This window comes from Caballeronia sp. BCC1704, assembly GCF_902833455.1.
GTDB lineage: Bacteria > Pseudomonadota > Gammaproteobacteria > Burkholderiales > Burkholderiaceae > Caballeronia.
This window is the reverse complement of record NZ_CADFFT010000003.1, coordinates 507,221-529,869: the sequence shown is the minus strand read 5'-3', so window position 1 is coordinate 529,869 and position 22,649 is coordinate 507,221. Positions and strand designations below refer to the sequence as shown.

Below are 22,649 nucleotides of genomic sequence, written 5' to 3'. Positions count from 1 at the left end.
GCAATAACATGGGCAACAACATCTTCACGGGCGCTATTCCGGCGCTCATGACGCCGTGCACAGCCGAGCGCACGCCGGACTACGACGCGCTCGTCGCTAAAGCGCGCGAGCTCGTCGGTCTCGGCATGAACGCAGTGGTGTACTGCGGATCGATGGGTGACTGGCCACTTCTGAGCGAAGCGCAGCGTCAGGAAGGCGTGGCGCGGCTCGTCGATGCCGGCGTCCCGACTATCGTCGGCACCGGTGCGGTGAATTCCCGCGAAGCCGTCTCGCATGCAGCGCACGCGGCAAAGGTCGGCGCTAGCGGCCTGATGGTCATTCCGCGCGTGCTGTCCCGCGGTGCCTCGCCCGCCGCGCAGAAGGCTCATTTCTCGGCGATTCTCGAAGCGGCGCCTGCGCTTCCCGCAGTCATCTATAACAGCCCCTACTACGGCTTTGCCACGCGCGCCGACCTGTTCTTCGAACTGCGGGCCAAGTATCCGAACCTGATCGGCTTCAAAGAGTTCGGCGGTGCGGCGGACATGCGCTATGCAGCCGAGTACATCACGAGCCAGGACGAAAACGTGACGTTGATGGCGGGCGTGGACACGCAAGTCTTTCACGGCTTCGTCAACTGCGGCGCGCGAGGCGCGATTACCGGCATTGGCAATGCATTGCCGCGCGAAGTCTTGCAACTCGTCGATCTATGCCGCAAAGCCAGCGATGGGGACGTGACGGCGCGTCGCCAGGCACGTGAACTCGAAAGCGCGCTCGCCGTGCTCTCATCGTTCGACGAAGGCACGGACCTGGTGCTGTACTACAAATACCTGATGGTTCTCAACGGCGACGAGGAATACACGCTTCATTTCAATGAGACCGATGCACTCAGTGAAGCGCAGCGCCGCTATGCACAGACGCAATTCGAATTGTTCCGGCAGTGGTACGCGGGCTGGTCGAAAGAGATCAGTGCGTGACCATTCGCTGAGAAAGCGCGGCTTCGCAACCTGCCGCGCGTATCGTCGTTCGAAGTTATCCGCCGTTTCGTCACGGATTGCCGATACTCGCCATGCTTGCGTTGTCTTGAGATATCGAGCTTTCTCGGCCGTGCTCCGAGCATGAAGGTACTTGCGCGTTTCATGGCATGATCGTTCTCCCCTTCATTACTTGGAGAGCGTTCGACATGGCGACTTACATCGTTTTCACGAGAGAGAGCACGCAAGATCAGCGTGAGCTGGATGAATATCAAAGCAAGGTCGGCGAGACGCTGCAGGGTCACCCTGTCAAAGTTCTCGCCGCTTACGGACCTCAGCAAGTCCTCGAAGGCGACGCGCCCGAAGGCGTTGTGATCGTGGAGTTCCCGTCTACGGCCGCTGCGCGTGAGTGGTACGACAGCCCGGCATATCAACAGGTTGCGCAGCATCGGTTTCGAGGCGCGCGGTATCGCGCCGTTCTTGTCGAAGGCGTATAGCGGAAACCGCGATGACCGATCGCTCCGGTCCGTCCGGTCGATCGGTCGAGGCACGCGCTCGCGATAGCCTCAATCGATGTCGACATACTCGACACGCAGTCCTACACGTCTCCCATCTCCCGAACTGCTCGCAGCGGCGTTTCCCGCTCGTTCTCCGCTTTCCAAGCGTCCCGTCGCTCTTCACGTGAAAGCGCGTTTCGGCAGTCGATTGCCATCCCGGTCCTATCGGCCTCACGCGACTTGCTGCATTGAATGACCGCATCGGACCTTCATAGTCAAGGCCAAATGAGTGATTCATAAGTTAATACTGCAAACGATAGTCACATTGCACACGCACGGTCTACACACCGAGCGAACGACTGCTTCACCACTCGTCGAAACGTTGCTCCCGCGTGCCATGAAGCGTCACGCGGGCCAAGACGACCGCTTTTGAAACTAGTCGGAAATTACTACTCATTCGGAGTCCGTTGTTACAACAACTCCGAATAAGCCTATTAATTGAAGGCCATTATTCCACGCAAAAAGTCTGATCTTTCTCCGAAAGCCAACAGTTGCGACCCGTTTTTTCTCCTTACGGTATGAGAATACGGTCGTGCTTTGCTCTTTCGTACTGTTACATCGCGAAACCCATTCGGTAGATTCAGGACATTAAACTTCGGCCTCCTTGAGCAAACATGAATAATTTCCCGTGTCGTCGAATCGTCTATTCAATACGCAGGGCGAAAATTCCCTGAGCAGCATCTCCAGCAACGTCAACGCATCCCTTACGCGTAGAAAGTTCCTGTCGTACATGATGGCCGGGGCGGGAAGCGCCGCCCTGGCCGCCTGTGGCGGCGGCAGCGAAACCAGTGCCGATGGGCTCGGCGATACCGCCGCCGTGGCGAAGGCCGCCTCGGCGAGTGGCACGGCCATTCCGCCCGCAGCGTCCATCACCGATAGCTCGGGCGCCGTCTGGACGCTCGTCGGCGGCCACGCAGTGCGCAACGGCACGACCATGGCGACCGGCTCGCCCGTCGCATACACGACGCTCGTGTACATCAACGGCGCCATCTATGGCCGCAACACGGCGGGCAACTGGTTCAAGAACGGAACCACGCCGTGGCAGAACCTCGGCACCGCGGACCCCCGTGGCACCACTGCAAGCACCGGCTCGCAAGGCACGAGCAACACGAGCACGGCCGGCGTGCTGCAAGACAAGTCGTTTGGCGTGAAGGGCGATGGCTCCACCAACGACCGCGCGGCGCTTCAGGCTGCCATCGACGGCTCAGTCGGTCAGATTCTCCTCATCACGGGCAAGAGCCGCATCGACGCAACGGGCCTCACGCTGCGCTCGAACACGCATATCCGCTTCGCGCCCGGCGCGTCGATCAAGATGCTGTCGCACAACAGCAGCACGTATCAGATGATGCGCGTGTGGGACGTGAGCAACGTGAACATCGAAGCACCGTACCTCGATGGCAGCAAGGAACTGAACTCGGCCGGCTCCGGCGAGTGGGGCATGGGCATCTCGATCAACGGCTCCACCGGCGTGACGATCACGAACCCGACGACGATCAACTGCTGGGGCGACGGCATCTACATCGGCAATAGCCAGAGCGGCTCGAACAAGCCGAGCTCGAACGTAACGATCAGCGGCCACCACGCGAACGGCTGCCGCCGCCAAGGTGCGACGATCACGTCCGGCAGCGGCATTACGTTCAACAATCCGCTCTGGGAAAACATCTCGGGCACGGCGCCGGCGTATGGCCTCGACATCGAGCCGAACAACAACAACGCAGTGCTCCAGGGCATCAAGATCGTCAGCCCGACGACTCGGGGATGCTCCGGCGGCGGCATTCTCGTCTACCTCGGCGCCTTCCCCGGTCCGGTCTCGAAGAACGTCGACATCCAGATCACGAACCATACCGACACCTGCACGAGCGATTCGTTCGCGGTCGGCGGTCTGCGGCTCAATGGCTGCGTCGTGACGGGCGCGATCACCACTACCAACCCGGTGTGGAAGCGCAACTGGTATCTCAGTCAGTGGGACAGCAACGGCCCGAAGGTGTCGGTCGTGAATCCCAAGGTTGGCTAAGCTCATAGATCGAGCGACGTAGCGAACCGTTCTGAACGACCACGAACGGTTCGCTATTAAGCGTTTCGAAGTAGTTAGCAACCCGTACTAAATAGCGATACCTATTCAGCCGAGCCGTTGCGCGATAGCTTCGCCGACTTCCTTCGTGCCGGCCTTGCCGCCGAGATCGCCCGTGTGCGGCCCTTCCTTCAGCACGGCTTCGATGGCGGACAGAATCGCATCGTGCGCGGGGCGCTGGCCGAGGAAGTCGAGCATCATCGCGGCGGACCAGATCATCGCGATTGGATTGGCGATGCCTTTGCCCGCGATATCCGGCGCGGAGCCGTGCACGGGCTCGAAGAGCGACGGGAACGCGCGCTCAGGATTCATGTTGGCGGACGGCGCAATGCCGATCGTGCCGGTGCACGCGGGGCCGAGGTCCGAGAGAATGTCGCCGAAGAGATTCGTCGCGACGACGACATCGAAGCGGTCCGGGTTCAGCACGAAGCGCGCGCACAAGATGTCGATATGCTGCTTGTCCCATGCCACATCCGGATACTGCGTGGCGATTTCTGCGGCGCGGGCGTCCCACCACGGCATGCTGATGGAGATGCCGTTGCTCTTGGTCGCCACCGTGATCTTCTTCGCGCGTTGCTGCGCGAGATCGAACGCGAACTTGAGCACGCGCTCCGCACCATGGCGCGTGAAGATGGAGGTTTGCGACACGAACTCGCGCTCGGTGCCTTCGAAACTAACGCCGCCGACGGACGAGTATTCGCCTTCGGTGTTCTCACGCACGATCATGAAGTCGATGTCGCCGGCCTTGCGGTTGGCGAGCGGCGACGGCACGCCGTCGAAGAGACGCGCCGGCCGCAGGTTGATGTATTGATCGAACTCGCGGCGGAACTTGAGGAGCGATCCCCACAGCGAGACGTGATCGGGAACGCTTTGCGGCCAGCCGACGGCGCCAAAGAGAATGGCGTCGGCGGTTTCGAGCTGCGCCTTCCAGTCGTCGGGCATCATCTGGCCGTGGGCGGCGTAGTAGTCGCAGCTTGCCCATTCGATGTGTTGGTACTCCAGCGCGATGCCGAAGCGTTGGCTCACTGCATCTAGCGCGCGCAGCGCTTCGGGCATCACTTCCTTGCCGATTCCATCGCCGGGAATCACGGCTATGCGGTACTGGCTCTTTGACATTTCGGTCTGGCTCCTGTCTGTACGTTTTCTTTTCGCGGCGCGGTTTTTTGCTGCGCTTGCCTGATCGTACTCGGGTTCTCGCGGTTCTTACATTCTGAGTCAGGAACGCTGTGCAAGGCACGGCGCATGCTCCACACCGGGATTCCCGCAAGGAGATCCCATGAACACCTCATCGACCGCGACCACGTTGGACGCGGACGCGCCGCACGCGCAGCGCGTTGCCTGCACGCTGAAGATCAACGGCGAAGCGCGTAGTTTCGACATCGAGCCGTGGACCACATTGCTCGACCTGCTGCGCGAACACTGCCAGCTTACCGGCACGAAGAAGGGCTGCGACCACGGACAATGCGGCGCGTGCACCGCGCTCGTCGATGGCCAGCGCATCAATACGTGTCTCGCGCTCGCCGTTTCGTATGACGGCGCGGCCATCACCACCATCGAAGGCTTGGCTAACGGCGACACGCTGCATCCGATGCAGCAGGCGTTTATCGACTGCGACGCCTTTCAATGCGGCTACTGCACGCCGGGGCAAATCTGCTCGGCCGTCGGCATGCTCGCGGAAGGACACGCCCACGACGCCGCCGAAGTGCGCGAAGCGATGAGCGGCAACCTTTGCCGCTGCGGCGCGTATCCGAACATCGTGCAGGCCATTCTGGAGGCGTCGGGCGGGCAAGGCGTCGAAGGAAACGCCATTCAGAACGAGGAGGCGCGCCCATGAACCGCTTCTCCTACACCCGCGCGAACGACGTATCCGCGGCGCTCGAAGCGCACCGCGCGCCGTCGGCGGCGTTTCTCGCGGGCGGCACGAACCTCGTCGATCTAATCAAGGAAGGCGTCGCGCGCCCCGAACGGCTCGTCGATATCCGCCGGCTGCCGATGACCGGCATCGAGCCGAACGCGGACGGCGGCATGGACATCGGCGCGCTCGCCACGAACAGCGCCGTGGCCTACGACGAACGCATCGAGTCGCGCTATCCGCTGCTGTCGAAGGCGATACTTGCCGGCGCGTCGGCGCAGATTCGCAATGTCGCGACCGTCGGCGGCAACATGCTGCAACGCACGCGCTGCCATTATTTCTACGACACCGCCACGCCATGCAACAAGCGCCAGCCGGGCAGCGGCTGCGGCGCGATGGATGGCGTCAACCGCATCCACGCCGTTCTCGGCGCGAGCGAGCATTGCATCGCCGTTCATCCGTCTGACATGTGCGTGGCGCTCGCCGCGCTCGACGCGTCCGTGCGCGTCGCGAGCGACAACGGCGAGCGCGTCATCCCGTTCGACGCGTTTCACCGGCTTCCCGGCGATACGCCGCACATCGACACGAACCTGCGCGACGACGAGATCATCGTCGGGATCACCTTGCCCGCCGATGACTTCGCGCAGCACCACGCCTACGTGAAAGTGCGGGATCGCGCGTCGTATGCGTTCGCGCTGGTGTCGGTCGCGCTCGCGCTCAAGCTCGACGGCAATCGCATCGAAGAAGTGCGTTGCGCGCTCGGCGGCGTGGCCCATATGCCGTGGCGCAACCGCGACGCCGAAGCCGCGTTGCGCGGCAAGACGCTCGACGCCGCCACGGTGCGCGACTTCGCGAGCGCAATGGTGCGCGACGCGCGCGGCCGTCCCGGCAACGCATTCAAGATCGAACTGACCGCGCGTGCCATCGAGCGCGCTTTCGAACAGGCATCGGGTATCAGCCTCGCCAGCAGAGAGGACGACGCATCATGAATTCTCCGAACGAACTGGAACGCATCGCGCGGCAGGGCGCGCACTTCAGCGGCAAGCCCGTCAACCGCGTCGACGGCAGAAAGAAGGTGACGGGCGAGGCGCGATACGCAGGCGAATTCTTCGCGGATGACATGAGCTATGGCTTCGTTCTTCCGAGTCGCATCGCGAGCGGGCGCATCGTGTCGATCGAATCGCGGCGCGCGCTGGAATTGCCCGGCGTGCTGATGGTGCTCACGCATGAAAACCGCCCCGAGTTGCCGCTCAACGACGCCGCTTGGAAAGACCAGTCCGCGCCGGGCGGCATGCCGTTTCGGCCGCTCTGGGACGATCGCATCTGGTACAGCGGTCAGCCGGTCGCGCTCGTCGTCGCGGAAAGTTATGAGCTCGCGCGTCATGCGGCGTCGCTGATCGAAGTGACCTACGAGCGCACGAGCCACTGCACGGACCTGCGCGAAGTGGAAACAGACAGCTATCCGCCATCGACCGAAAAGGGCGGCTTCGAGCCGCCGCCACCGCCGCGCGGCGATGCAGACGGCGCGCTGGCCGCGGCCGCGTTCAAGATCGACTGCCGCTATTCGACGCCGGCCGAGTATCACAACCCGATCGAACTGCACGGCTGCACGGTCATTCCCGAGCCGTCCGGCAAGTTCACCGTCTATGAAAAGACGCAGGGCGTGCTCAACACCAAGCAGTATCTGACAAAGATCTTCGGTTTCGACGACGACATGCTCGAAGTCGTCTCGCCGTTCGTCGGCGGCGCGTTCGGCTCGGGCTTGCGTCCGCAATATCACCTGCCGCTGGCCGTCATGGCCGCGCGCGATTTGAAGCGGCCCGTGCGCGTGGTGTTGACGCGGCAGCAGATGTTCACCTTCGCGCATCGACCGATGAGTCTGCAACGCGTCGCGCTGGCCGCGAATCGCGACGGCAGGCTGGAGGCGATCATCCATGAGGCGGTGTCCGAGACGTCGCAATACGAGGACTACTGCGACGTCATGGTGAACTGGGCCGGACAGCTCTATGCGTGCGACAACGTGCGGCTCGACTACAAGGTGAGCAAGCTCGACGTGCCGACGCCCGCCGACATGCGCGCGCCCGGCGCGGCGCAAGCGCTTTTCCCGCTGGAAATGGCGATGGACGAGCTCGCCGAGGCGCTCGGCATGGACCCGCTGAAGCTGCGGCTCATCAACTATGCGGAGCGCGACGGTAACAAGAACCTGCCGTTCTCCAGCAAGGCGTTGCGCGAGTGTTTCGAAGAGGGCGCGGCACGCTTCGGCTGGGACAAGCGTCCGCTCGCGCCGCGCTCGATGCGCGAAGGGAACGAACTCGTCGGCTGGGGCGTGGCGACAGGCATCTGGGACGCGATGCAGAACGAGGCGTCCGCGCTCGCGGAGATCGGAGCGGACGGGCATGTCGTCGTGGCGAGCGCCACGGCGGACATCGGCACGGGCACTTATACGGTGATGACGCAGCTCGCCGCCGATGCGCTCGGCGTGCCGCTCGAACACGTCGATTTCCGTCTGGGCGACAGCCGTCTGCCGAAGGCGCCGCTCGAAGGCGGATCGTGGACGGTGTCGTCGGTTGGCAGCGCGGTGCATGCGGCGTGCACGCGCCTGCGCGGCAAGCTCGCGTCGATTGCGAAGGAACACGGCGGCGAGGCCTTCGCACGCGCGCAGCCGGACGCGGTGCGGCTCGACGGCGAATACGTCGTGTGCGGCGAAGGCACCGAGCAACGACTATCGCTGCGCGAACTGCTGACGCGCGCGGGCCTGGATTCGCTGAATGCCCAGGTGACCGTGACACCGCACGACAAGCAGCAGTCGTACTCGATCGGCACGCACTCGGCAGTGTTCGTCGAAGCACGCGTCGATGCGGCGCTCGGCACCGTGCGCGTGACGCGCGTGGTCAACGCGGTGGCGGCGGGTCGCATCGTGAATCCGAAGACGGCGGCAAGTCAGGTGTCGGGCGGCGTGGTGTGGGGCATCAGCATGGCGCTGCACGAGCACGGGCAATTCGATCACGAGCTCGGCCGGCAGATGAATCACAATCTGTCCGAGTATCACGTTCCGGTGAACGCCGATATACACGACATCGACGTGATCTTCGTCGACGAGCACGACGACGTCGTTAATCCGCTGGGCGCGAAGGGCGTGGGCGAGATCGGCGTGGTAGGCGTGGCGGCGGCTGTCGCCAACGCGATCTGGCACGCGACGGGCAAGCGCGTGCGGGATTTGCCGATCACCCTCGACACGCTCTTCGCGTGACGAATGCGCGGGCGTAAGTCCGCGCCGACTTGCTAGCCGTATCTGAGCGCTTGCTCGCAACGCTTCGATCCCGCTTCGAAGATATGCCGCATGATCGCGTCGTTGACCTCTTCTGCGTGCGTGATCGGCCCCATGTGACCCGCGCCCGCGACGATCGCAAGCCGCGCACGCGGCAACATGTGCGGCAAGCGCTCGGCCAATGCACGCGTGGGTAGCGGCGCGTGCTCGCCGCGCATGACGAGAACGGGCATGCGCAAGTCAGCGTAGGGCGCATCGGATGCGGGTTCATCGAGCAGCGCGCGAAAGTCGAGCGGCGCTTTCGGCACCCAGCGCGTGAGCGCGGCTTTCACCGAGGGCCGCAGCGCCTCCCATGCGCCCGGGCCGCCCCAATAGTCGACGAACGATGCCGCCGCTCCCCGATAGTCGCCGCAACTCACACCATCGGCGGTGCGCTTCGATATCGCGTTGATTTCGGCGAGCGCGTGCGCGCCATGCTGGCCCATCGTCTTCAGCAGATAAAACGCCGATGGCTCGTAGAGCGATAAGCTCGCGATACGCTGCGGCCGTTCCATTGCGGCGCGTAGCGCCACGCCGCCTCCATACGAGTGCCCGATGAGATGCACCTTGCCGCAAGTCGAATCGATGATATCAACGGTTCTTTCGGCTTCATCGGCGAGCGTGAACGCGTGCTCGCCGCTCCACGGTCCCGTGCTGTCGCAGCCGTAGTGCTCGGGCGCGATGAACGATACGCGCGAGCCAAGCGCTTCGCTCAACTTTCGCCACTGTGCTGCGCCCGCGCCCGAGCAATGCAGCGCGATGACCGTCGATGCTGGCTGGATGCCGAGACCGTTGTGCATATCGTCCATTCACGCCTCCGCTTCCATCGCACGCATGCGACGTTCAAGTTCGACGATATCCGAAGCCGATGCGAGATAAGCATCGCGACGGCTGTCCTCCGCTCGATCGAGCGCCCGTTTGAGCCACAACAAAAGATAGATGAACACGATTGCCTCCAACCACGCAGACTTGCGCGGTCCTTCGCATCGAACCTACGAGGCGAAGGACCGAACCGAGCCGCGCTCAAACCACTACGCCGATTCGCGACAGCGCAAGCCGAAGTGTGAAGAAGCACACGGACGACAACAACGGCATGCCCATGCATAAGGACTCGCGCCGCAACTCTGTAGAAGAGACGAGCACGTGCAGGCGCAACCCGAAGTCCAGCGCTTCGTCGAACATATGTTTGAGCAGGATCATTTCCTTTCCACCACGACTTCGAGGTATTCACTCGGCAAGACGAGGGTTTCGTCGCCGGAACGATTGCGGCTGTCGATGAGCGCCATCAGATCAGCGAGAAACGCGGCTTGCCGCTCGCCTTCGAGCGCGGCGAACGCCTTGTTCATCGGGCCGTAATAGCTGCGGAATACGTCGACGAAATGCTCTGCCGACCGGTAGCGGAATACGAACTCACGCTTCGCCGCGCTGATGCGCGCCGCGCCGCTTCCGAGCAATTCGGCGATGCGCGTCTCCGTGCCCCACAGCGCGGGCGACTTCACGCCAGTGGGCGGCGTGATGTATTGGCCCATCGTCTTGAACACCTGTCCGATAAAGCTCTCCGGCGTCCAGTTCGCCAGGCCGATTTTTCCGCCCGGCCGGCAGACGCGCAGCAGTTCGCTTGCCGCCTGTTGCTGATTCGGCGTGAACATGACGCCGAACGTCGATAGCACGACATCGAACGATGCATCCGGGAAAGGCAAGGCTTCGGCGTCTGCTTCCTGAAAGTGCACGGCGAGCCCTTCAGCTTGGGCGCGTGCGCGACCCGCATCGAGCAGCGAAGCGACATAGTCGGTGGACACGACGTCGCAATAGCGGCGCGCGGCGGCGAGCGTCGCATTGCCGTTGCCCGCAGCGACATCGAGCACGCGACTGCCTGAGCGCAGGTCGAGCGCCTCGCAAAGATGCTCTCCGACGATCTGCAAGGTAGTGCCGATGACTGCGTAGTTGCCCGTCGACCAGGCAGCGTGCTGACGGACCTTGACGGCGGCGAGATCGGCGGCGGGCGAGAATGCGGTAGCGACTGCGGACATGACATGGCTCCTGAGAGATCAGATGGCAGCGTCGCAAGACCACTCACGCGTGCTGCCTGTTTGCGGATTACTACGGCACGACTCCAACTATTCGGCGGCGCTCAACCCTGAGCCGCCCATTTCCTTCGGCAAGTCCTGCATCTTCGGCAGACCGTCCTTCATCGGCAGCTTCGATTCCATGTAGTGCACATGCAGGCCTGGTTCATACGGGAAGTCATCGATCACGGCGGCATAGACGTCGGTCAGCCCCCAATGCGGATGCTCGGTAAAGAGATGCCCGCCGCAATTGGTGCACCATTTTCGATAGCTGTGCTCAGTATTGTTGTAAGTGGCGATATGTTCCGCGCCACGAATGATGCGCAGCGCATCCGGCTTCCAGAGCGTGAACGCGTTGACGGGGCCCGCGGACCAGCGTCGGCACGACGCGCAATGGCAATAGCCCATGCCTTCAGGCTTCCCGTTCACCGTGAACTGCACCGCGCCGCAAAAACAACTGCCTTGGTAAGTAGCTGTGTCATTCATCGGAAGACCCCTCGTTAGTGTGGGTTGGCGAACGTTACGACTGGGCTTAACCTTGCGTCAGTGGTGTTTCGCGTGGATGCCAGTATCGGCGCGCGGACCGCTTCGTTGAATGACCGAGCGTCCAGATGTTTTGCGCGGGACGCCGAAACTTTGGGACTGGCCATGGATGCGCTTTCCGACGTTCTTCGTCTTCTGCGTCTCAGCGGAGCCGTGTATCTGAACGGCGATTTCACGGCGCCGTGGTGCGTGGTCGGGCAGGTTGCGCCCGCCATGTGCGCGACGTTCCTGCCGCGCGCCGAGCGCGTCGTGTCGTATCACCTCATTCTGGAAGGCAGCTGCAAGGCGGCGTTGACCGACGACCCCGCGTCGGCCATTCGCGTCGATGCGGGGGAACTGCTCGTGGTGCCGAGAGGCGAGGCGCATCTGATGGGCAGTTCGCTCGATCTGGAGCCGACGCCCGCCGAGGAACTCGTGGCGAGATATCTCGCGACCTCGCCCGGCGACGTGATGCGCCTAAGCGTCGGTGGAGACGGTGCGAGAAAGAAAGCGGGCAAGGAAGCGAGCTGCACACGTATCGTCTGCGGCTTTCTCGCTTGCGAGGATATGCTGGTTAATCCAGTGCTTTCTTCGTTGCCGCGTCTCTTCAAGATCGACATGCGCAACGATCCGCAATCCGCGTGGCTCGAATCGTCGCTGAGATTCGCGGTGACGGAGGCGGCCGAATGGCGTCCCGGCAGCGCGACCGTGCTTGCGCGGCTGTCGGAATTGCTCTTCGTGGAAGCGGTGCGACGCTGCATCGCCTCGATGCCTGAGGATCGCCGTGGCTGGCTCGCGGGCGTCGAAGACCGGTTCGTCGGCAAGGCGCTCGCGTTGCTGCACGCGCAACCGGGTCATGACTGGACCGTCGATGAACTCGCGCGCCGCGTCGGTCTCTCGCGTTCCGCGCTTGCGCAGCGGTTCACGCAATTGCTCGGCCAGGCGCCGATGCAATACCTCGCGTGCTGGCGCTTGCAAGTGGCCGCGCAAGATCTGCTCGCTGGGCCGCGTCCGATTGCGGCAGTGGCGGAACGCGTGGGCTACGAATCGGAGGCGGCGTTCAATCGCGCGTTCAAGCGCCAGTTCGGGATGCCGCCCGCAAGCTGGCGGCGCAGTCAGGGCCGCGCGGGTAGCGATGCCTCGTCGAGCGTCGTCGGTGCCGAAGCGGACGAGGAAGCGTGCGCGTCATTCGCCGTGCCAACGGGTGTGGGACCGCATCGCGAACATCGGATCAACGACGCTGCGTAAGGTCCGGCGCAAAACGTCGTCGCTCGCCGTTCTCCTGCTTGCCGCCGGCTTTTGCATGAGCGGCGCGCAAACGGGCCTCAATGCGTTTGCGCCGGGCCGCTCTCCGACGGCCGCGCGTGCCACCGCGTCAAACAAAGCATTCGCGGCGCATGTCTTCGCTGTGACGCAGCAGCTCGATGCCGATCCGGCCGAGGTGAACGGCTACGGTCGGCAAGACCGCCGCGGTCATCGCCGCTGTTCGGCAAGCCACGCTCGCCATCCCCCGAACGCGGAGATGTCCGTGCCCGATTGCACGCCATACGGTTCGCAGAGAAAGCCGATTACCCACGAGCCGTCCGCGAGTTCGACCTTGCCCAAGGCGAGCGGCGAGGGAACGGTCGCGATGAACGAGCCGAGTTCGGCGAACGGCATCTCCCACACTTCCACCGCGATCTCGACGCCGTTTTCCGCCACGCGCCACATGCCCGGCCGACGCGTTCCATCGGCCGACGCCGGCAGCGCGGCGAGCCGATACGATGCAGCGGTGCGCGTTGCCTGCACGAGATGCGCGCCTCGCGCCAGCAGGTCCCGGTTGAGCGGTAAGCCCTGCATATGCGCGCCGCACACCGCGATGCGAACGCGATCGTTCGTGGCGATGCTTCGCTCGCCCGCCGACATCACGTTGCCGCCGACGCATGCGATGCCGCTCGTGCGTTGCAGCAAGTCGGCGACGCCCAACAGGTACTGGTCCGTGAACGCACGGCCGAAGACGGTGACGCCCCACGGCAGACCGTTCTGCATGAAAGCGGTCGGCGTCGCGACGGCGGCGTAGTCGAGCAGATTCATGAAGTTGGTGTAGTAACCGAGCAGCGAGTTCGGTCCGATAGGATCAGCTTCCAGTTCGGCGAGCGTGACGGGACGCGGATACGTCGGCGTCAGAACGAAGTCCAGCGAATCGAGCGACGCATCGCAGATTGCCTTCAACGCCTGCAAGCGGTACTGCGCGCGGAACAGGTCGACAGCTGTCGCGCCGGGCGCCTTCGCGAGCACATCGCGAATCACGGGCAGCACCGCATCGGGCTGCGAAAGCATCAGGTCACGCACCACGCTGTAGCGCTCCGCGACCCACGGACCTTGATAAAGCAGCTGCGCCGCCTCGATGAACGGCTCGAAGTCGATTTCGACGGCCTCGCCACCGGCTGCTTCCAGCATCGCGCGAGCCTCATCGAACAATGCGGGACTTTCTGCGCATCCCGCGAATTCCAGTTGCGCTGGCACGCCGAAGCGAAACGCGGCGGGCGCGCCGAACGCACGCGTCGTGTTCCACTGCGGATTCTTGCGGCTATAGGCATCGCGGGCGTCCGCTTGCGCGGTGAGCGCGAGCAGTTCGCTCGCTTCTTCCGACGTGGCCGTGAAGTAGGTCACGCAGTCCAGCGTGCGGCAGGCGGGCACGACGCCGGCCATCGAGAGCAGGCCCTTCGTTGGCTTGAGCCCGACCAGATTGTTCAGCGCGGCCGGCACGCGGCCCGAACCGGCCGTGTCCGTGCCGAGCGCAAAGCTCGCCACGCCGAGCGCGACTGCGAGTGACGATCCCGCGCTCGATCCGCCCGACGGATAATCCGGGCGCACGCTGTTGCGGCACTTGCCGTACGGCGAGCGCGTGCCGTTGAGACCGGTCGCGAACTGATCGAGATTGGTCTTGCCAAGCGGTATCGCGCCGAGTTCGATCAGGCGCGCGACGACGGTCGCCGACTCCGATGGCGTGTAGGCGAACGCAGGGCAGGCGGCTGTCGTCTGTATGCCCGCGAGGTCGATGTTGTCCTTGATCGCGAACGGAATGCCGTAGAGCGGCATCGTTTCGGGGTCCTGCCTTTCTAGCCGTTCGAGGTATGGGGCGAGTTCCGCTTCGCTCAACAGGTAAATGAAAAGATTGAACTCGGGATTCAGCGTCGCGGCTTTGTCGCGCAATTGCGCAATCAACGCGCGCGGCGTGAGTGTCTTCGCGCGATACGCGGACCGAAGCGTGGATAGGCGCAGATCGAATGACGGCATGGTGGTGTGTCCCGTGTTCAGTGACGTTGGATGACGGCGACGCGCTGGCCCGCGCGCACGGGCGAGCCCGGCGCGACATGAATCGGGCCGACCTTGCCCGCGCAAGGTGCGCAAACGGCGATTTCCATCTTCATCGATTCGATGACGAGCAGCACGTCGCCGGCGGATACTGCGTCGCCGGTCGCTACCTTCACTTGCCAGAGGCTGCCCGCGATCTCGCTGTCCACGGCGACTTCGCCGTCTTCGAGCGCGGCGAACTGCGCTTCTTCGACGGCCGGCGCATCGAGCGTGTCCTCGGTCGCGCCCGCTTCGCGCCAGCGTTCGCGCTCCGCGTTGAACGCCGCCTGTTGCCGCGAGCGGAAAGCGTCGATGCTCGCGGATTCCTTCGCGAGAAACGCCTGATAGTCCGGCAACGACAACTCCGTTTGCTCGATGCGCAACGGATAGCGGCCCAGCGGAAAGTCCGCGCGAATGCGAAGCAGCTCGTCCGCCGGGACTTCGTAGAAGCGGATCTGATCGAAGAAGCGCAGCAGGAAGTGCTGCCCCGCGAAGTCCGCGACCTTGCGATAGCGGTTCCACATCTGGAGCGTGCGGCCGACGAACTGATAGCCGCCCGGCCCTTCCATGCCGTACACGCACAGATACGCGCCGCCGATACCGACGGAGTTCTCCGCCGTCCACGTACGCGCCGGGTTGTACTTCGTCGTCACGAGCCGGTGACGCGGATCGAGCGGCGTCGCGACGGGCGCGCCGAGATACACATCGCCCAGGCCCATCACGAGATAGCTCGCGTCGAAGACGACGCGCTTCACCGCATCGATGGAATCGAGATCGTTGATGCGGCGGATGAACTCCAGATTGCTCGGGCACCACGGCGCATCCTTGCGCACGGTGGTCATGTACTTTTCGATGGCGAGCCGGCACGCCGGATCGTCCCACGAAAGCGGCAGATGAACCACGCGCGACGGCACGCGCAAATCCCGTTGCAAGAGCACCTGCTCCCACGCCTCGGCGACGATCGCGAGCAGGCGGGCAAGCGGCAGATCGTCGGGCCGGTAATGAACTTGCAGCGAGCGAATGCCCGGCGTGAGGTCGATGACGCCCGCGAGCGCCTGCGCTTGAAGCGCCTGCATCAGCGCATGACCGCGAAAGCGGGAGACTAGATCGAGTTCCGCCGGCCCGATTTCAAGCAGCAGATGCGTGTCGCCGGAAACGCGCGCAACGAGCCTTTCACGGTCCGAGCCCGTATCCAGAACGATGGGCGAGGTCAGCGGCGCGGTCCGCTCGGGCAGAGCGTTCGGCGCGATCGTCAGCGTGTCGAGCTCGTGGCGGCGCTGGCGCGCGGCTTCGCGTGCTGCGTCGATATCGACCGGCACGAATCGCACCTTGTCGCCCGCCTTCAACTGGCCGATGTGCCACAGGTCCGCTTCAATGATCGTCACCGGACACACGAAACCGCCGAGGCTCGGGCCATCGGGGCCAAGAATCACCGGCATGTCGCCGGTGAAGTCGATCGCGCCGACCGCATACGGGTTGTCGTGAATGTTCGACGGATGCAGTCCTGCTTCGCCGCCGTCCTCGCGCGCCCATTCGGGTTTCGGCCCGATCAGGCGGACGCCGGTGCGGCTGGAGTTGAAGTGAATCTCCCACTCGGTGTCGAAGAACCGCTCGATATACGGCGCGGTGAAGTATTCGGGCGCGCCGTGCGGTCCGTAAATCACGCGAATGGTCCGCACGCTGTCGAGCGGCGGCACGTTGGAAAGCGCCGCGCCCGCGTGCTTATCCGCGAGCGGATAAAGATGCAGCACGTCGCCCGCGCGCAGCGCGCGGCCGCCGTGTCCTCCGAACTGGCCGAGCGTGAACGTGCTGCGGCTGCCGAGATACGACGCGACGTCGAGCCCGCCGCGCACGCACAGATAAGCGCGCGCGCCCGCGCCGCGTATCGTGCCGAGCGCGAGCGTGGCGCCCGCCGGAACGTGGATGCTCGTGTTCAGCGGCTGTTCGACATCGTTCAGATGTACGGGAATCTGCGCGCCCGTGATGGCGACGACCGCGTCCGTGTTGAAGCGCAGCGTCGGGCCGCTCATCGTGATTTCGAGCGCGGCGGCATCCGCCGCATTGCCGAGCAGCCGGTTGCCGAGCCGCATCGCGCGGTCGTCCATCGGTCCCGACGGCGGAATGCCGACCGCCCAATAACCGAGCCGCCCGGGATGGTCCTGCACGGTCGTCTGCGTGCCGCCGTTCACGACTTCCACCGTCGTCGCGCGATAGGCGAGCGCTTCGAGGCAGCGGGTCCACGGTTCGCCCGAAGCGAACGGCGTGTCCTGCACGATCTGGCGAAGATAGTCGCGGTTCGTTTCGACGCCGTAGATGCGCGTCTCGTCGAGCGCCGCGTCGAGCGCGTGGCGGGCTTCGTCGCGCGTCGGCGACCACGCGATGATTTTCGCGAGCATCGGGTCGAAGTAGGGCGGCACCTCGCATCCCGCTTCGATCCAGGTATCGATGCGCAGCGCGCGGCCATCGGCTGGCGGGAACGCTACATCCGTGAGCAGGCCCGGACTCGGCTTGAAATCGCGTCCCGGGTCTTCGGCGTAGAGCCGCGCCTGTATCGCGTGACCGCGCGGCGCGAGGCCAGCGGCGAGTTCCTTCAGCGGCGCGAGCGTTCCGGCCGCGAGCTCGATCATCCAGCGCACGAGATCGACGCCCCAGACCTGCTCGGTGACGCCATGTTCCACCTGAAGCCGCGTATTCACTTCGAGGAAATAGAACTGGCGCGCCGCGCTGTCGTACACGAATTCGACCGTGCCGGCCGAGCGGTAATCGACGGCCTTCGCGAGCTTCACGGCGGCGTCGCAGAGTGCGTCGGATATGCCTTCGGGCAGGCACGGCGCGGGCGTTTCTTCGAGCACTTTCTGATTGCGACGCTGCACCGAGCAGTCGCGCACGCCGAGCGCGATGGCGTCGCCGAGGCCGTCGCCGAACACCTGCACTTCGAGATGCCGCGCCCGCTCGATGTACTTCTCCAGAAACACGCCTGCATCGCTGAAGTTGTTCTCGCCGAGGCGCTTCACCGCATCGAAATGCGTCGCGAGCTCGTCGGCGTTCCAGCACACGCGCATGCCGATTCCGCCGCCGCCCGCGGTGCTCTTCAGCATCACCGGATAGCCGATGGCCTGCGCCGCTTCCAGCGCCGCCGCCACGCCTTCGAGCAGTCCCGTGCCCTCGAGCATCGGCACGCCCTGACTTGCGGCGATTTCGCGCGCCGTGTGCTTGAGGCCGAAGGCGCGTAACTGCGCGGGCGTCGGTCCGATAAACGCGATGCCCGCCGCTTCGCATGCTTCGCCGAACGCCGCGTTCTCCGACAGAAAGCCATAGCCCGGATGAATCGCCTGCACGCCTTCGCGACGCGCGACCTCCAGAATCTTCGCGGTGTCGAGATACGTCACGGCGGCGGGGCCGTCGCCGAGCGCATGAGCGATGGGTGCTTCGCTGACGTGACGGCTCGCGCGGTCGGCTTCGGCATAGACGGCGACGCCGGTGACATTCAGTTCGCGCAACGTTCGAAGAATGCGGCACGCAATGGCGCCACGGTTGGCAATGAGTATCTTCTCGAACATGGAGGCAGTCTTGATTCGGAGGCGGGCCGTCCCGCCGTGAGAATGGCGAGCCGTGGTCGTCCACGGCCGGCGCGCGTTCAGCGATGCGCCTGCGTGAGTTCGTCGCGCGTACGCGTAAGGCATCGTCCGGAGCGAACGAGCATGATGTGATAGATGAAGCTACGGATGCGCTTCAGTTCCATATCAGAAGCTCCGCGGGCGTCGGGTTATAGGCATTGCACGGGTTGTTCAATTGCGGGCAGTTGGAAATGAGCACGATCACGTCCATTTCCGCGCGCAATTCCACGTACTTGCCCGGCGCGGAAATGCCGTCTTCGAACGTCAGGCCGCCTTGCGAAGTCACCGGCACGTTCATGAAGAAGTTGACGTTCGCGCCGATGTCGCGCTTCGAAAGCCGCCCGTCGTGCGCGCAGGCACGCAGGAAGTTATCGCGGCAGCTATGCATGTAGCGCTTTTCGAGCGCGTAGCGCACCGTATTGCTTTCCTGCGCGCACGCGCCGCCGAGCGTGTCGTGACGGCCGCACGTATCGGCGACGATAGTCAACATCGGGTTGCCGAGGTTCGAATACAGCACCGAGCCGGACGTCAGATAAAGGCTCTGCTGGCGACGCAGCGTGCGTTGCGGATCGAACCGTTCGCGCGGATCGGCGAGGCTGTAGAAGAGCGTATCCACGGCCTGATTGCCTTCCAGATCGACGATGCGCAGCGTCTGCCCGGCCTTTACCTCGTGCAGCCAGGGCTCGCCCGCGGCGAGGGTTTCGCGATACACCGCGCTTTCGGGATGTTTGTCGCTGACGGTAAGCGTGCTGGTCATGAGTGGGTCCGTGCTCACAGAAAGAAGCGTTCGGTGTTGATGAAGCCGCGTACGTTCTCGTCGCACGCGGTGCGGCAGAGTTCGGCGACGTCGGGTTGCGCCGTGCTCAGTTCGAGCCTGACGGGCTTCGGCGAGTACTCGGGGTTCGGGTCGAGCGGATGCTGGATGGCCGTGAGCACGACGAGCGTGTTCATCGGCGCGTAAAGCTCCACGTAGTCGCCCGCCTTCGAGTTGCCGGGCACGAAGCGCAGCGTGCCTTCGTCGGTGACATCCACGCGGCTGAAGAGATTGAGCGTCATCATCAGATCGGAGATGCCGAGGCCCCACTTGCCCATCTCGACGAGCAGGTTGTCCGTGCCGTTGCGATAGAACGCGTTGCGCAGTTCCTGATAGCGGCCGACGCCGTATCGCTCGGTCACTTCCTCTGCGTTCGATACGCCGCCGATGCTGTCGTGCCAGCCGCAGGTATCCGCGACGATCGCGGCCAGCACGCGCCCCATGTCGGAGTAGAGGCAATGGCCCGCCGTGAGCTTCGCGGTGTGCTGGCACTTCAGCGAATCCGGCAGGTTCAGCCGTTCGCTTTTCTCGGATGCGTTCACCATCATCACGCTGACGTTCGCGCCGCCGCGCAGGTCCGTCACGCGCAGCGACTGTCCGCGTTTCACGATGAGCGACGTATGCCCGCCTCCGGGGACGGTTTCTTCGAGCAACAATGTCATGAACGAATTCCCTCCAGTGAAACCAGTTCGTTGTCCGAAGCACCTTGCATTGCCGCCTGCGCGATATGAACGGCCGAGGCGGAGTCGCGGGTGCGATCGAGCGGAATGTTGTACGTGATGCGCGCGCCGTACGCGCCGGGCGCTTGCGGGTCCACGCGAACCTTGTCGAACACGAGCACGCGGCTGCCCAGCGTGAAGCCTTCTTTCAGGTCGTGCGTGACCATGAAGATGGTGAGCTTCGATTCGCGCCATAGCTCGGACAAAAGCGCGTGCATGTCCTTGCGTATGCCCGGATCGAGCGCGCCGAACGGCTCGTCGAGCAACAGCACGCGCGGCTTCATCATTAGCGCCTGCGCGATGGCGAGCCGTTGCTGCATGCCGCCCGAAAGCTGCTGCGGATATTTGTTGAGTGCCGCGCCAAGGCCCACGCGTTCGAGCATCGCGGCCGCTTCGTCGCGCGCGGCGCGGCGCTGCGTGCCGAACAGTCGGCCCGTGAGCTTCGCGCGCGGCAGTTCGAGACCGAGCATCACGTTATGCAGCGCGTCAAGATGATCGAACACGGAATAGCGTTGAAACACGACGCCGCGATGCGCGTCCGGCTCGCCCGGAAGCGGCGCGCCATCCAGCAGAATTTCGCCGCGCGTCGGGCGTTCCTGGCCGAGCAGCAGCCGCAGAAACGTCGACTTGCCGCAGCCCGAGGCGCCGACCATCGAGCAGAACTCGCCTTCCTTGATGGTGAGATTCAGGCGTTCCAGCACGACCTGATCGCCGTATTCCTTCCATACGTTGCGGACTTCGATCATCGCGCGCTCCCGCCGTACCACGGGAAGCACCATTGCGTGATGCGTCGAAGCAGCTCGTCGGTGAGCCACGCGAGCAGTGTGATCCACGCGACGTACGGCAGAATCAGATCCATCGACAGATAGCGGCGCACGAGAAAGATGCGGTAGCCGAGGCCGTCGGTGGACGCGATCGCTTCCGCCGCGATCAGAAACAGCCACGCGGCGCCGAGCGAAAGACGCAGCGCCACCAGCAAGCGCGGCAGCAGTTGAGGCAGCACGAGCCGCAGAACCAGCGTCCAGCTGCTCGCGCCGAGCGTCTGCGCCTTGACCCACAACTCGGCGGGAATCTCGCTTGTGCGCGCATGCAGGTCGCGAATGATCATCGGCGTGATGCCGACGACGATCAGCACGACCTTCGACAACTCGTCGAGCCCGAACACGATGAAAAGGATCGGCAACACGGCAAGCGGCGGCACCATCGAAATCACCGTGATGAACGGCGAGAGCGTCGCGCTGACGAGCGGGAACGAGCCCGTCGCGATGGCTACCACGAGCGCGATCGCCGCGCTCACCACGAGGCCGATGCCAAGACGCCGCAAGCTCGACAGCGTGTCGGCCCACAACAGATATTCGCCCGTGCGCTTGTCCTCGGTGAAGGCGACCGACTTCACGGCATCGCTCATTTGCGCCGCGCTCGGCAACAGCTTGTCGTCGGGATTGACCGAAAGCCGCATCGACGATCCGGTGAAATAGACCGCAAAGAGCACGACGAACGGCAACAGCAGCAGCATCAGGCCGCCTGTCCTGCTCGGATGTCGATTGATGAGTCGCATGGTGACCGCCTCCTTGAAGACTCGAAGATGATCAGAGCTTGCCCGCTGCCGCCATCTCGACATAGGTCGGATCGAAGCGCAGCTTGACGTTGCTCTTGTTGCCGATCACGACGCCCTTGTCGAACGCCATGCCCACCGCGTCCGCGCTCTTTGCGTCCTGACCGAGCAGGCCGTGATCGAACGAGAACTTCGCGACGCGCGTCATGATCTTCGGCATGTCCGGGCTCGTGACGAAATCAAGCGCGGCTTTCGGCGTGTAGAAGAGTGCAGTGGTGGACAACTGTCCTTTGAAGTTGGCGAGATCGGTGCCGGAAGACTTCGCCATTGCGGTGAGCGCGTTCGTGGTCTCGGCGGAGTTGCCGTGCATGAGCGCGACCATCTCGAACCATGCGCCGGTCAGCGCCTTGCCGAGCGCCGGGTTTTCCTGCAGCGTCTTCGTGTTGACGACCATCATGTCCATGATCTCGCCGGGAATCTTGCTGGAATCGAAGACTTCGGTGACGTTCGGCTGTGCCTTGAGATCGGCGAGCATCGGGTTCCATGTCACCGCGTTGTGAACGGCCGGCGTCGCGAATGCGCCTGAGATATCGGCATCGGATGTATTGACGACCTTGAGCTCGCGCTCGCTCATGTGGGCGCTGTCGAGCGCGCGTGCGAGCAGATAGTGCGACACGGAGAACTGCACGAGGTTGACTTGCTGGCCCTTCAGATCGGCGATCTGCTTGCCTTTGCCCTTCATGAGCACGCCGTCGTTGCCGTTGGAGTAGTCGCTCACGATGAGCGCGGTTGAATCGACGCCGCCCGCGGCCGGAATGGTGAGCGCATCCATGTTGGTCATGGCGCAGCCATCGAACTTGCCGGCCGTGTATTGATTGATGGACTCGACGTAGTCGTTCAGCTGCACGACATCGACGTTGATGCCGTACTTCTTCGCCCACTTCGACACGATGCCTTGAGTCTTGGCCTGACCCCACGGCATCCAGCCGGCATAGATGGTCCAGCACACCTTGAAGTCGTTGCGGGGCGCGGCGAACGCGGCGCTCGAGGCGAGCGTGACGAGGGAAACGGCGGCGATGCCGAGACAGCGGACGAGCTTGCGCATGAGGTTGACCTCGGAGGAGACGGTTGGCGACGGCAGGGAGCAGCGCAAACATCGCGTTCTCTCCCGGGCTTTTGTCCCGCCGTGTAACCTTGTTCGAGGTCGACAGCTCTCGGACCAGCGTCTGCGAGCAGACCGGAACCCTAGCCGTCCATTTCAGATTGTCTGTGAACCGGATGAC

Annotated in this window: 20 protein-coding genes and 1 riboswitch; of the genes, 7 read left to right on the top strand and 13 right to left on the bottom strand. The window is 63.9% G+C overall.

What is annotated here, in order from left to right:
* The first annotated feature begins 8 nt into the window (after positions 1-8).
* The 3 genes from HWX53_RS17960 to HWX53_RS17950 all read left to right on the top strand — a co-directional run bounded on the left by HWX53_RS17960 (position 9) and on the right by HWX53_RS17950 (position 3,521).
* Positions 9-953 (top strand): dihydrodipicolinate synthase family protein, encoded by a 945-nt coding sequence (locus HWX53_RS17960; RefSeq protein ID WP_175943292.1) that lies wholly within the window; start codon positions 9-11, stop codon positions 951-953.
* Between the two features lie 206 nt (positions 954-1,159).
* Entirely contained in the window at positions 1,160-1,447 is a 288-nt protein-coding gene (locus tag HWX53_RS17955; protein WP_175943290.1) for a DUF1330 domain-containing protein, read from the top strand.
* Positions 1,448-2,135: 688 nt separating this feature from the next.
* On the top strand, positions 2,136-3,521 hold the full coding sequence (locus tag HWX53_RS17950) for a right-handed parallel beta-helix repeat-containing protein (RefSeq protein WP_244140174.1): 1,386 nt from the start codon (positions 2,136-2,138) through the stop codon (positions 3,519-3,521).
* A 105-nt stretch (positions 3,522-3,626) separates the two neighbouring features.
* Here HWX53_RS17950 and HWX53_RS17945 read toward each other — a convergent pair whose 3' ends face one another.
* Complete coding sequence (locus HWX53_RS17945; protein ID WP_175943288.1) at positions 3,627-4,694, bottom strand: tartrate dehydrogenase; 1,068 nt, start codon at positions 4,692-4,694, stop codon at positions 3,627-3,629.
* Positions 4,695-4,854: 160 nt separating this feature from the next.
* On the opposite strand from HWX53_RS17945, the gene HWX53_RS17940 reads away from it, so the two are divergent.
* Genes HWX53_RS17940 through HWX53_RS17930 form a run of 3 tightly spaced genes read left to right on the top strand, consistent with a single transcriptional unit; the run spans position 4,855 to position 8,680 of the window.
* Complete coding sequence (locus tag HWX53_RS17940) at positions 4,855-5,412, top strand: (2Fe-2S)-binding protein (RefSeq protein WP_175943286.1); 558 nt, start codon at positions 4,855-4,857, stop codon at positions 5,410-5,412.
* Positions 5,409-6,419, top strand: a complete 1,011-nt coding sequence (locus tag HWX53_RS17935) for a xanthine dehydrogenase family protein subunit M (protein WP_175943284.1) — start codon at positions 5,409-5,411, stop codon at positions 6,417-6,419. Before HWX53_RS17940 ends, HWX53_RS17935 begins: the two co-directional genes overlap by 4 nt.
* Positions 6,416-8,680 (top strand): xanthine dehydrogenase family protein molybdopterin-binding subunit, encoded by a 2,265-nt coding sequence (locus tag HWX53_RS17930; RefSeq protein ID WP_175943282.1) that lies wholly within the window; start codon positions 6,416-6,418, stop codon positions 8,678-8,680. The genes HWX53_RS17935 and HWX53_RS17930 overlap by 4 nt, the downstream gene beginning before the upstream one ends.
* A 32-nt stretch (positions 8,681-8,712) precedes the next feature.
* On the opposite strand, the gene HWX53_RS17925 is transcribed toward HWX53_RS17930, so the two are convergent.
* From HWX53_RS17925 to HWX53_RS17905, 5 genes are all read right to left on the bottom strand, one after another.
* Positions 8,713-9,546, bottom strand: coding sequence for an alpha/beta hydrolase (locus HWX53_RS17925; protein ID WP_244140173.1), 834 nt, complete (start codon positions 9,544-9,546; stop codon positions 8,713-8,715).
* Complete coding sequence (locus HWX53_RS17920; protein ID WP_175943280.1) at positions 9,547-9,684, bottom strand: DUF3563 family protein; 138 nt, start codon at positions 9,682-9,684, stop codon at positions 9,547-9,549. It abuts the gene before it with no gap.
* A gap of 76 nt (positions 9,685-9,760) precedes the next feature.
* Positions 9,761-9,937: a hypothetical protein gene (locus tag HWX53_RS17915; RefSeq protein WP_175943278.1), complete on the bottom strand. Its 177-nt coding sequence runs from the start codon at positions 9,935-9,937 to the stop codon at positions 9,761-9,763.
* The gene (locus tag HWX53_RS17910) at positions 9,934-10,767 is read right to left on the bottom strand and encodes a class I SAM-dependent methyltransferase (RefSeq protein WP_175943276.1); all 834 of its coding nucleotides are present in this window, start codon (positions 10,765-10,767) and stop codon (positions 9,934-9,936) included. The genes HWX53_RS17915 and HWX53_RS17910 overlap by 4 nt, the downstream gene beginning before the upstream one ends.
* Before the next feature lie 87 nt (positions 10,768-10,854).
* On the bottom strand, positions 10,855-11,289 hold the full coding sequence (locus HWX53_RS17905) for a GFA family protein (RefSeq protein WP_175943274.1): 435 nt from the start codon (positions 11,287-11,289) through the stop codon (positions 10,855-10,857).
* 162 nt (positions 11,290-11,451) lie between these two features.
* Between HWX53_RS17905 and HWX53_RS17900 the strand changes: the two genes are divergently transcribed.
* Entirely contained in the window at positions 11,452-12,573 is a 1,122-nt protein-coding gene (locus HWX53_RS17900; RefSeq protein ID WP_175943272.1) for an AraC family transcriptional regulator, read from the top strand.
* Positions 12,574-12,798: 225 nt separating this feature from the next.
* Here HWX53_RS17900 and atzF read toward each other — a convergent pair whose 3' ends face one another.
* The 7 genes from atzF to HWX53_RS17865 form a co-directional block, all read right to left on the bottom strand.
* Positions 12,799-14,604, bottom strand: coding sequence for an allophanate hydrolase (gene atzF, locus HWX53_RS17895; RefSeq protein ID WP_175943270.1), 1,806 nt, complete (start codon positions 14,602-14,604; stop codon positions 12,799-12,801).
* Between the two features lie 17 nt (positions 14,605-14,621).
* On the bottom strand, positions 14,622-18,221 hold the full coding sequence (gene uca / locus HWX53_RS17890; RefSeq protein WP_175943268.1) for an urea carboxylase: 3,600 nt from the start codon (positions 18,219-18,221) through the stop codon (positions 14,622-14,624).
* Positions 18,222-18,393: 172 nt separating this feature from the next.
* Positions 18,394-19,035, bottom strand: coding sequence for an urea amidolyase associated protein UAAP2 (locus HWX53_RS17885; protein ID WP_175943266.1), 642 nt, complete (start codon positions 19,033-19,035; stop codon positions 18,394-18,396).
* 14 nt (positions 19,036-19,049) lie between these two features.
* A complete protein-coding gene (locus tag HWX53_RS17880; RefSeq protein ID WP_175943264.1) occupies positions 19,050-19,754 on the bottom strand; it encodes an urea amidolyase associated protein UAAP1 in 705 nt (234 codons plus the stop codon).
* Positions 19,751-20,557 carry an ABC transporter ATP-binding protein gene (locus tag HWX53_RS17875; protein WP_175943262.1) on the bottom strand — a complete coding sequence of 269 codons (807 nt, stop codon included), beginning with the start codon at positions 20,555-20,557 and terminating at the stop codon, positions 19,751-19,753. The genes HWX53_RS17880 and HWX53_RS17875 overlap by 4 nt, the downstream gene beginning before the upstream one ends.
* Positions 20,554-21,369, bottom strand: coding sequence for an ABC transporter permease subunit (locus HWX53_RS17870; RefSeq protein WP_175943260.1), 816 nt, complete (start codon positions 21,367-21,369; stop codon positions 20,554-20,556). Before HWX53_RS17870 ends, HWX53_RS17875 begins: the two co-directional genes overlap by 4 nt.
* Before the next feature lie 31 nt (positions 21,370-21,400).
* Complete coding sequence (locus HWX53_RS17865; protein WP_175943258.1) at positions 21,401-22,471, bottom strand: putative urea ABC transporter substrate-binding protein; 1,071 nt, start codon at positions 22,469-22,471, stop codon at positions 21,401-21,403.
* Positions 22,472-22,529: 58 nt separating this feature from the next.
* A riboswitch (guanidine-I (ykkC/yxkD leader) is annotated at positions 22,530-22,626 on the bottom strand.
* Positions 22,627-22,649 lie beyond the last annotated feature (23 nt).

Excerpts from the sequence above, each read along its gene's own strand:
- HWX53_RS17960 (WP_175943292.1), top strand. The coding sequence starts at position 9 with ATGGGCAACAACATCTTCACGGGCGCTATTCCGGCGCTCATGACGCCG.
- HWX53_RS17955 (WP_175943290.1), top strand. The coding sequence starts at position 1,160 with ATGGCGACTTACATCGTTTTCACGAGAGAGAGCACGCAAGATCAGCGT.
- HWX53_RS17945 (WP_175943288.1), bottom strand. The coding sequence starts at position 4,694 with ATGTCAAAGAGCCAGTACCGCATAGCCGTGATTCCCGGCGATGGAATC.
- HWX53_RS17940 (WP_175943286.1), top strand. The coding sequence starts at position 4,855 with ATGAACACCTCATCGACCGCGACCACGTTGGACGCGGACGCGCCGCAC.
- HWX53_RS17935 (WP_175943284.1), top strand. The coding sequence starts at position 5,409 with ATGAACCGCTTCTCCTACACCCGCGCGAACGACGTATCCGCGGCGCTC.
- HWX53_RS17930 (WP_175943282.1), top strand. The coding sequence starts at position 6,416 with ATGAATTCTCCGAACGAACTGGAACGCATCGCGCGGCAGGGCGCGCAC.
- HWX53_RS17925 (WP_244140173.1), bottom strand. The coding sequence starts at position 9,546 with ATGGACGATATGCACAACGGTCTCGGCATCCAGCCAGCATCGACGGTC.
- HWX53_RS17915 (WP_175943278.1), bottom strand. The coding sequence starts at position 9,937 with ATGATCCTGCTCAAACATATGTTCGACGAAGCGCTGGACTTCGGGTTG.
- HWX53_RS17910 (WP_175943276.1), bottom strand. The coding sequence starts at position 10,767 with ATGTCCGCAGTCGCTACCGCATTCTCGCCCGCCGCCGATCTCGCCGCC.
- HWX53_RS17905 (WP_175943274.1), bottom strand. The coding sequence starts at position 11,289 with ATGAATGACACAGCTACTTACCAAGGCAGTTGTTTTTGCGGCGCGGTG.
- HWX53_RS17900 (WP_175943272.1), top strand. The coding sequence starts at position 11,452 with ATGGATGCGCTTTCCGACGTTCTTCGTCTTCTGCGTCTCAGCGGAGCC.
- atzF (WP_175943270.1), bottom strand. The coding sequence starts at position 14,604 with ATGCCGTCATTCGATCTGCGCCTATCCACGCTTCGGTCCGCGTATCGC.
- uca (WP_175943268.1), bottom strand. The coding sequence starts at position 18,221 with ATGTTCGAGAAGATACTCATTGCCAACCGTGGCGCCATTGCGTGCCGC.
- HWX53_RS17885 (WP_175943266.1), bottom strand. The coding sequence starts at position 19,035 with ATGACCAGCACGCTTACCGTCAGCGACAAACATCCCGAAAGCGCGGTG.
- HWX53_RS17880 (WP_175943264.1), bottom strand. The coding sequence starts at position 19,754 with ATGACATTGTTGCTCGAAGAAACCGTCCCCGGAGGCGGGCATACGTCG.
- HWX53_RS17875 (WP_175943262.1), bottom strand. The coding sequence starts at position 20,557 with ATGATCGAAGTCCGCAACGTATGGAAGGAATACGGCGATCAGGTCGTG.
- HWX53_RS17870 (WP_175943260.1), bottom strand. The coding sequence starts at position 21,369 with ATGCGACTCATCAATCGACATCCGAGCAGGACAGGCGGCCTGATGCTG.
- HWX53_RS17865 (WP_175943258.1), bottom strand. The coding sequence starts at position 22,471 with ATGCGCAAGCTCGTCCGCTGTCTCGGCATCGCCGCCGTTTCCCTCGTC.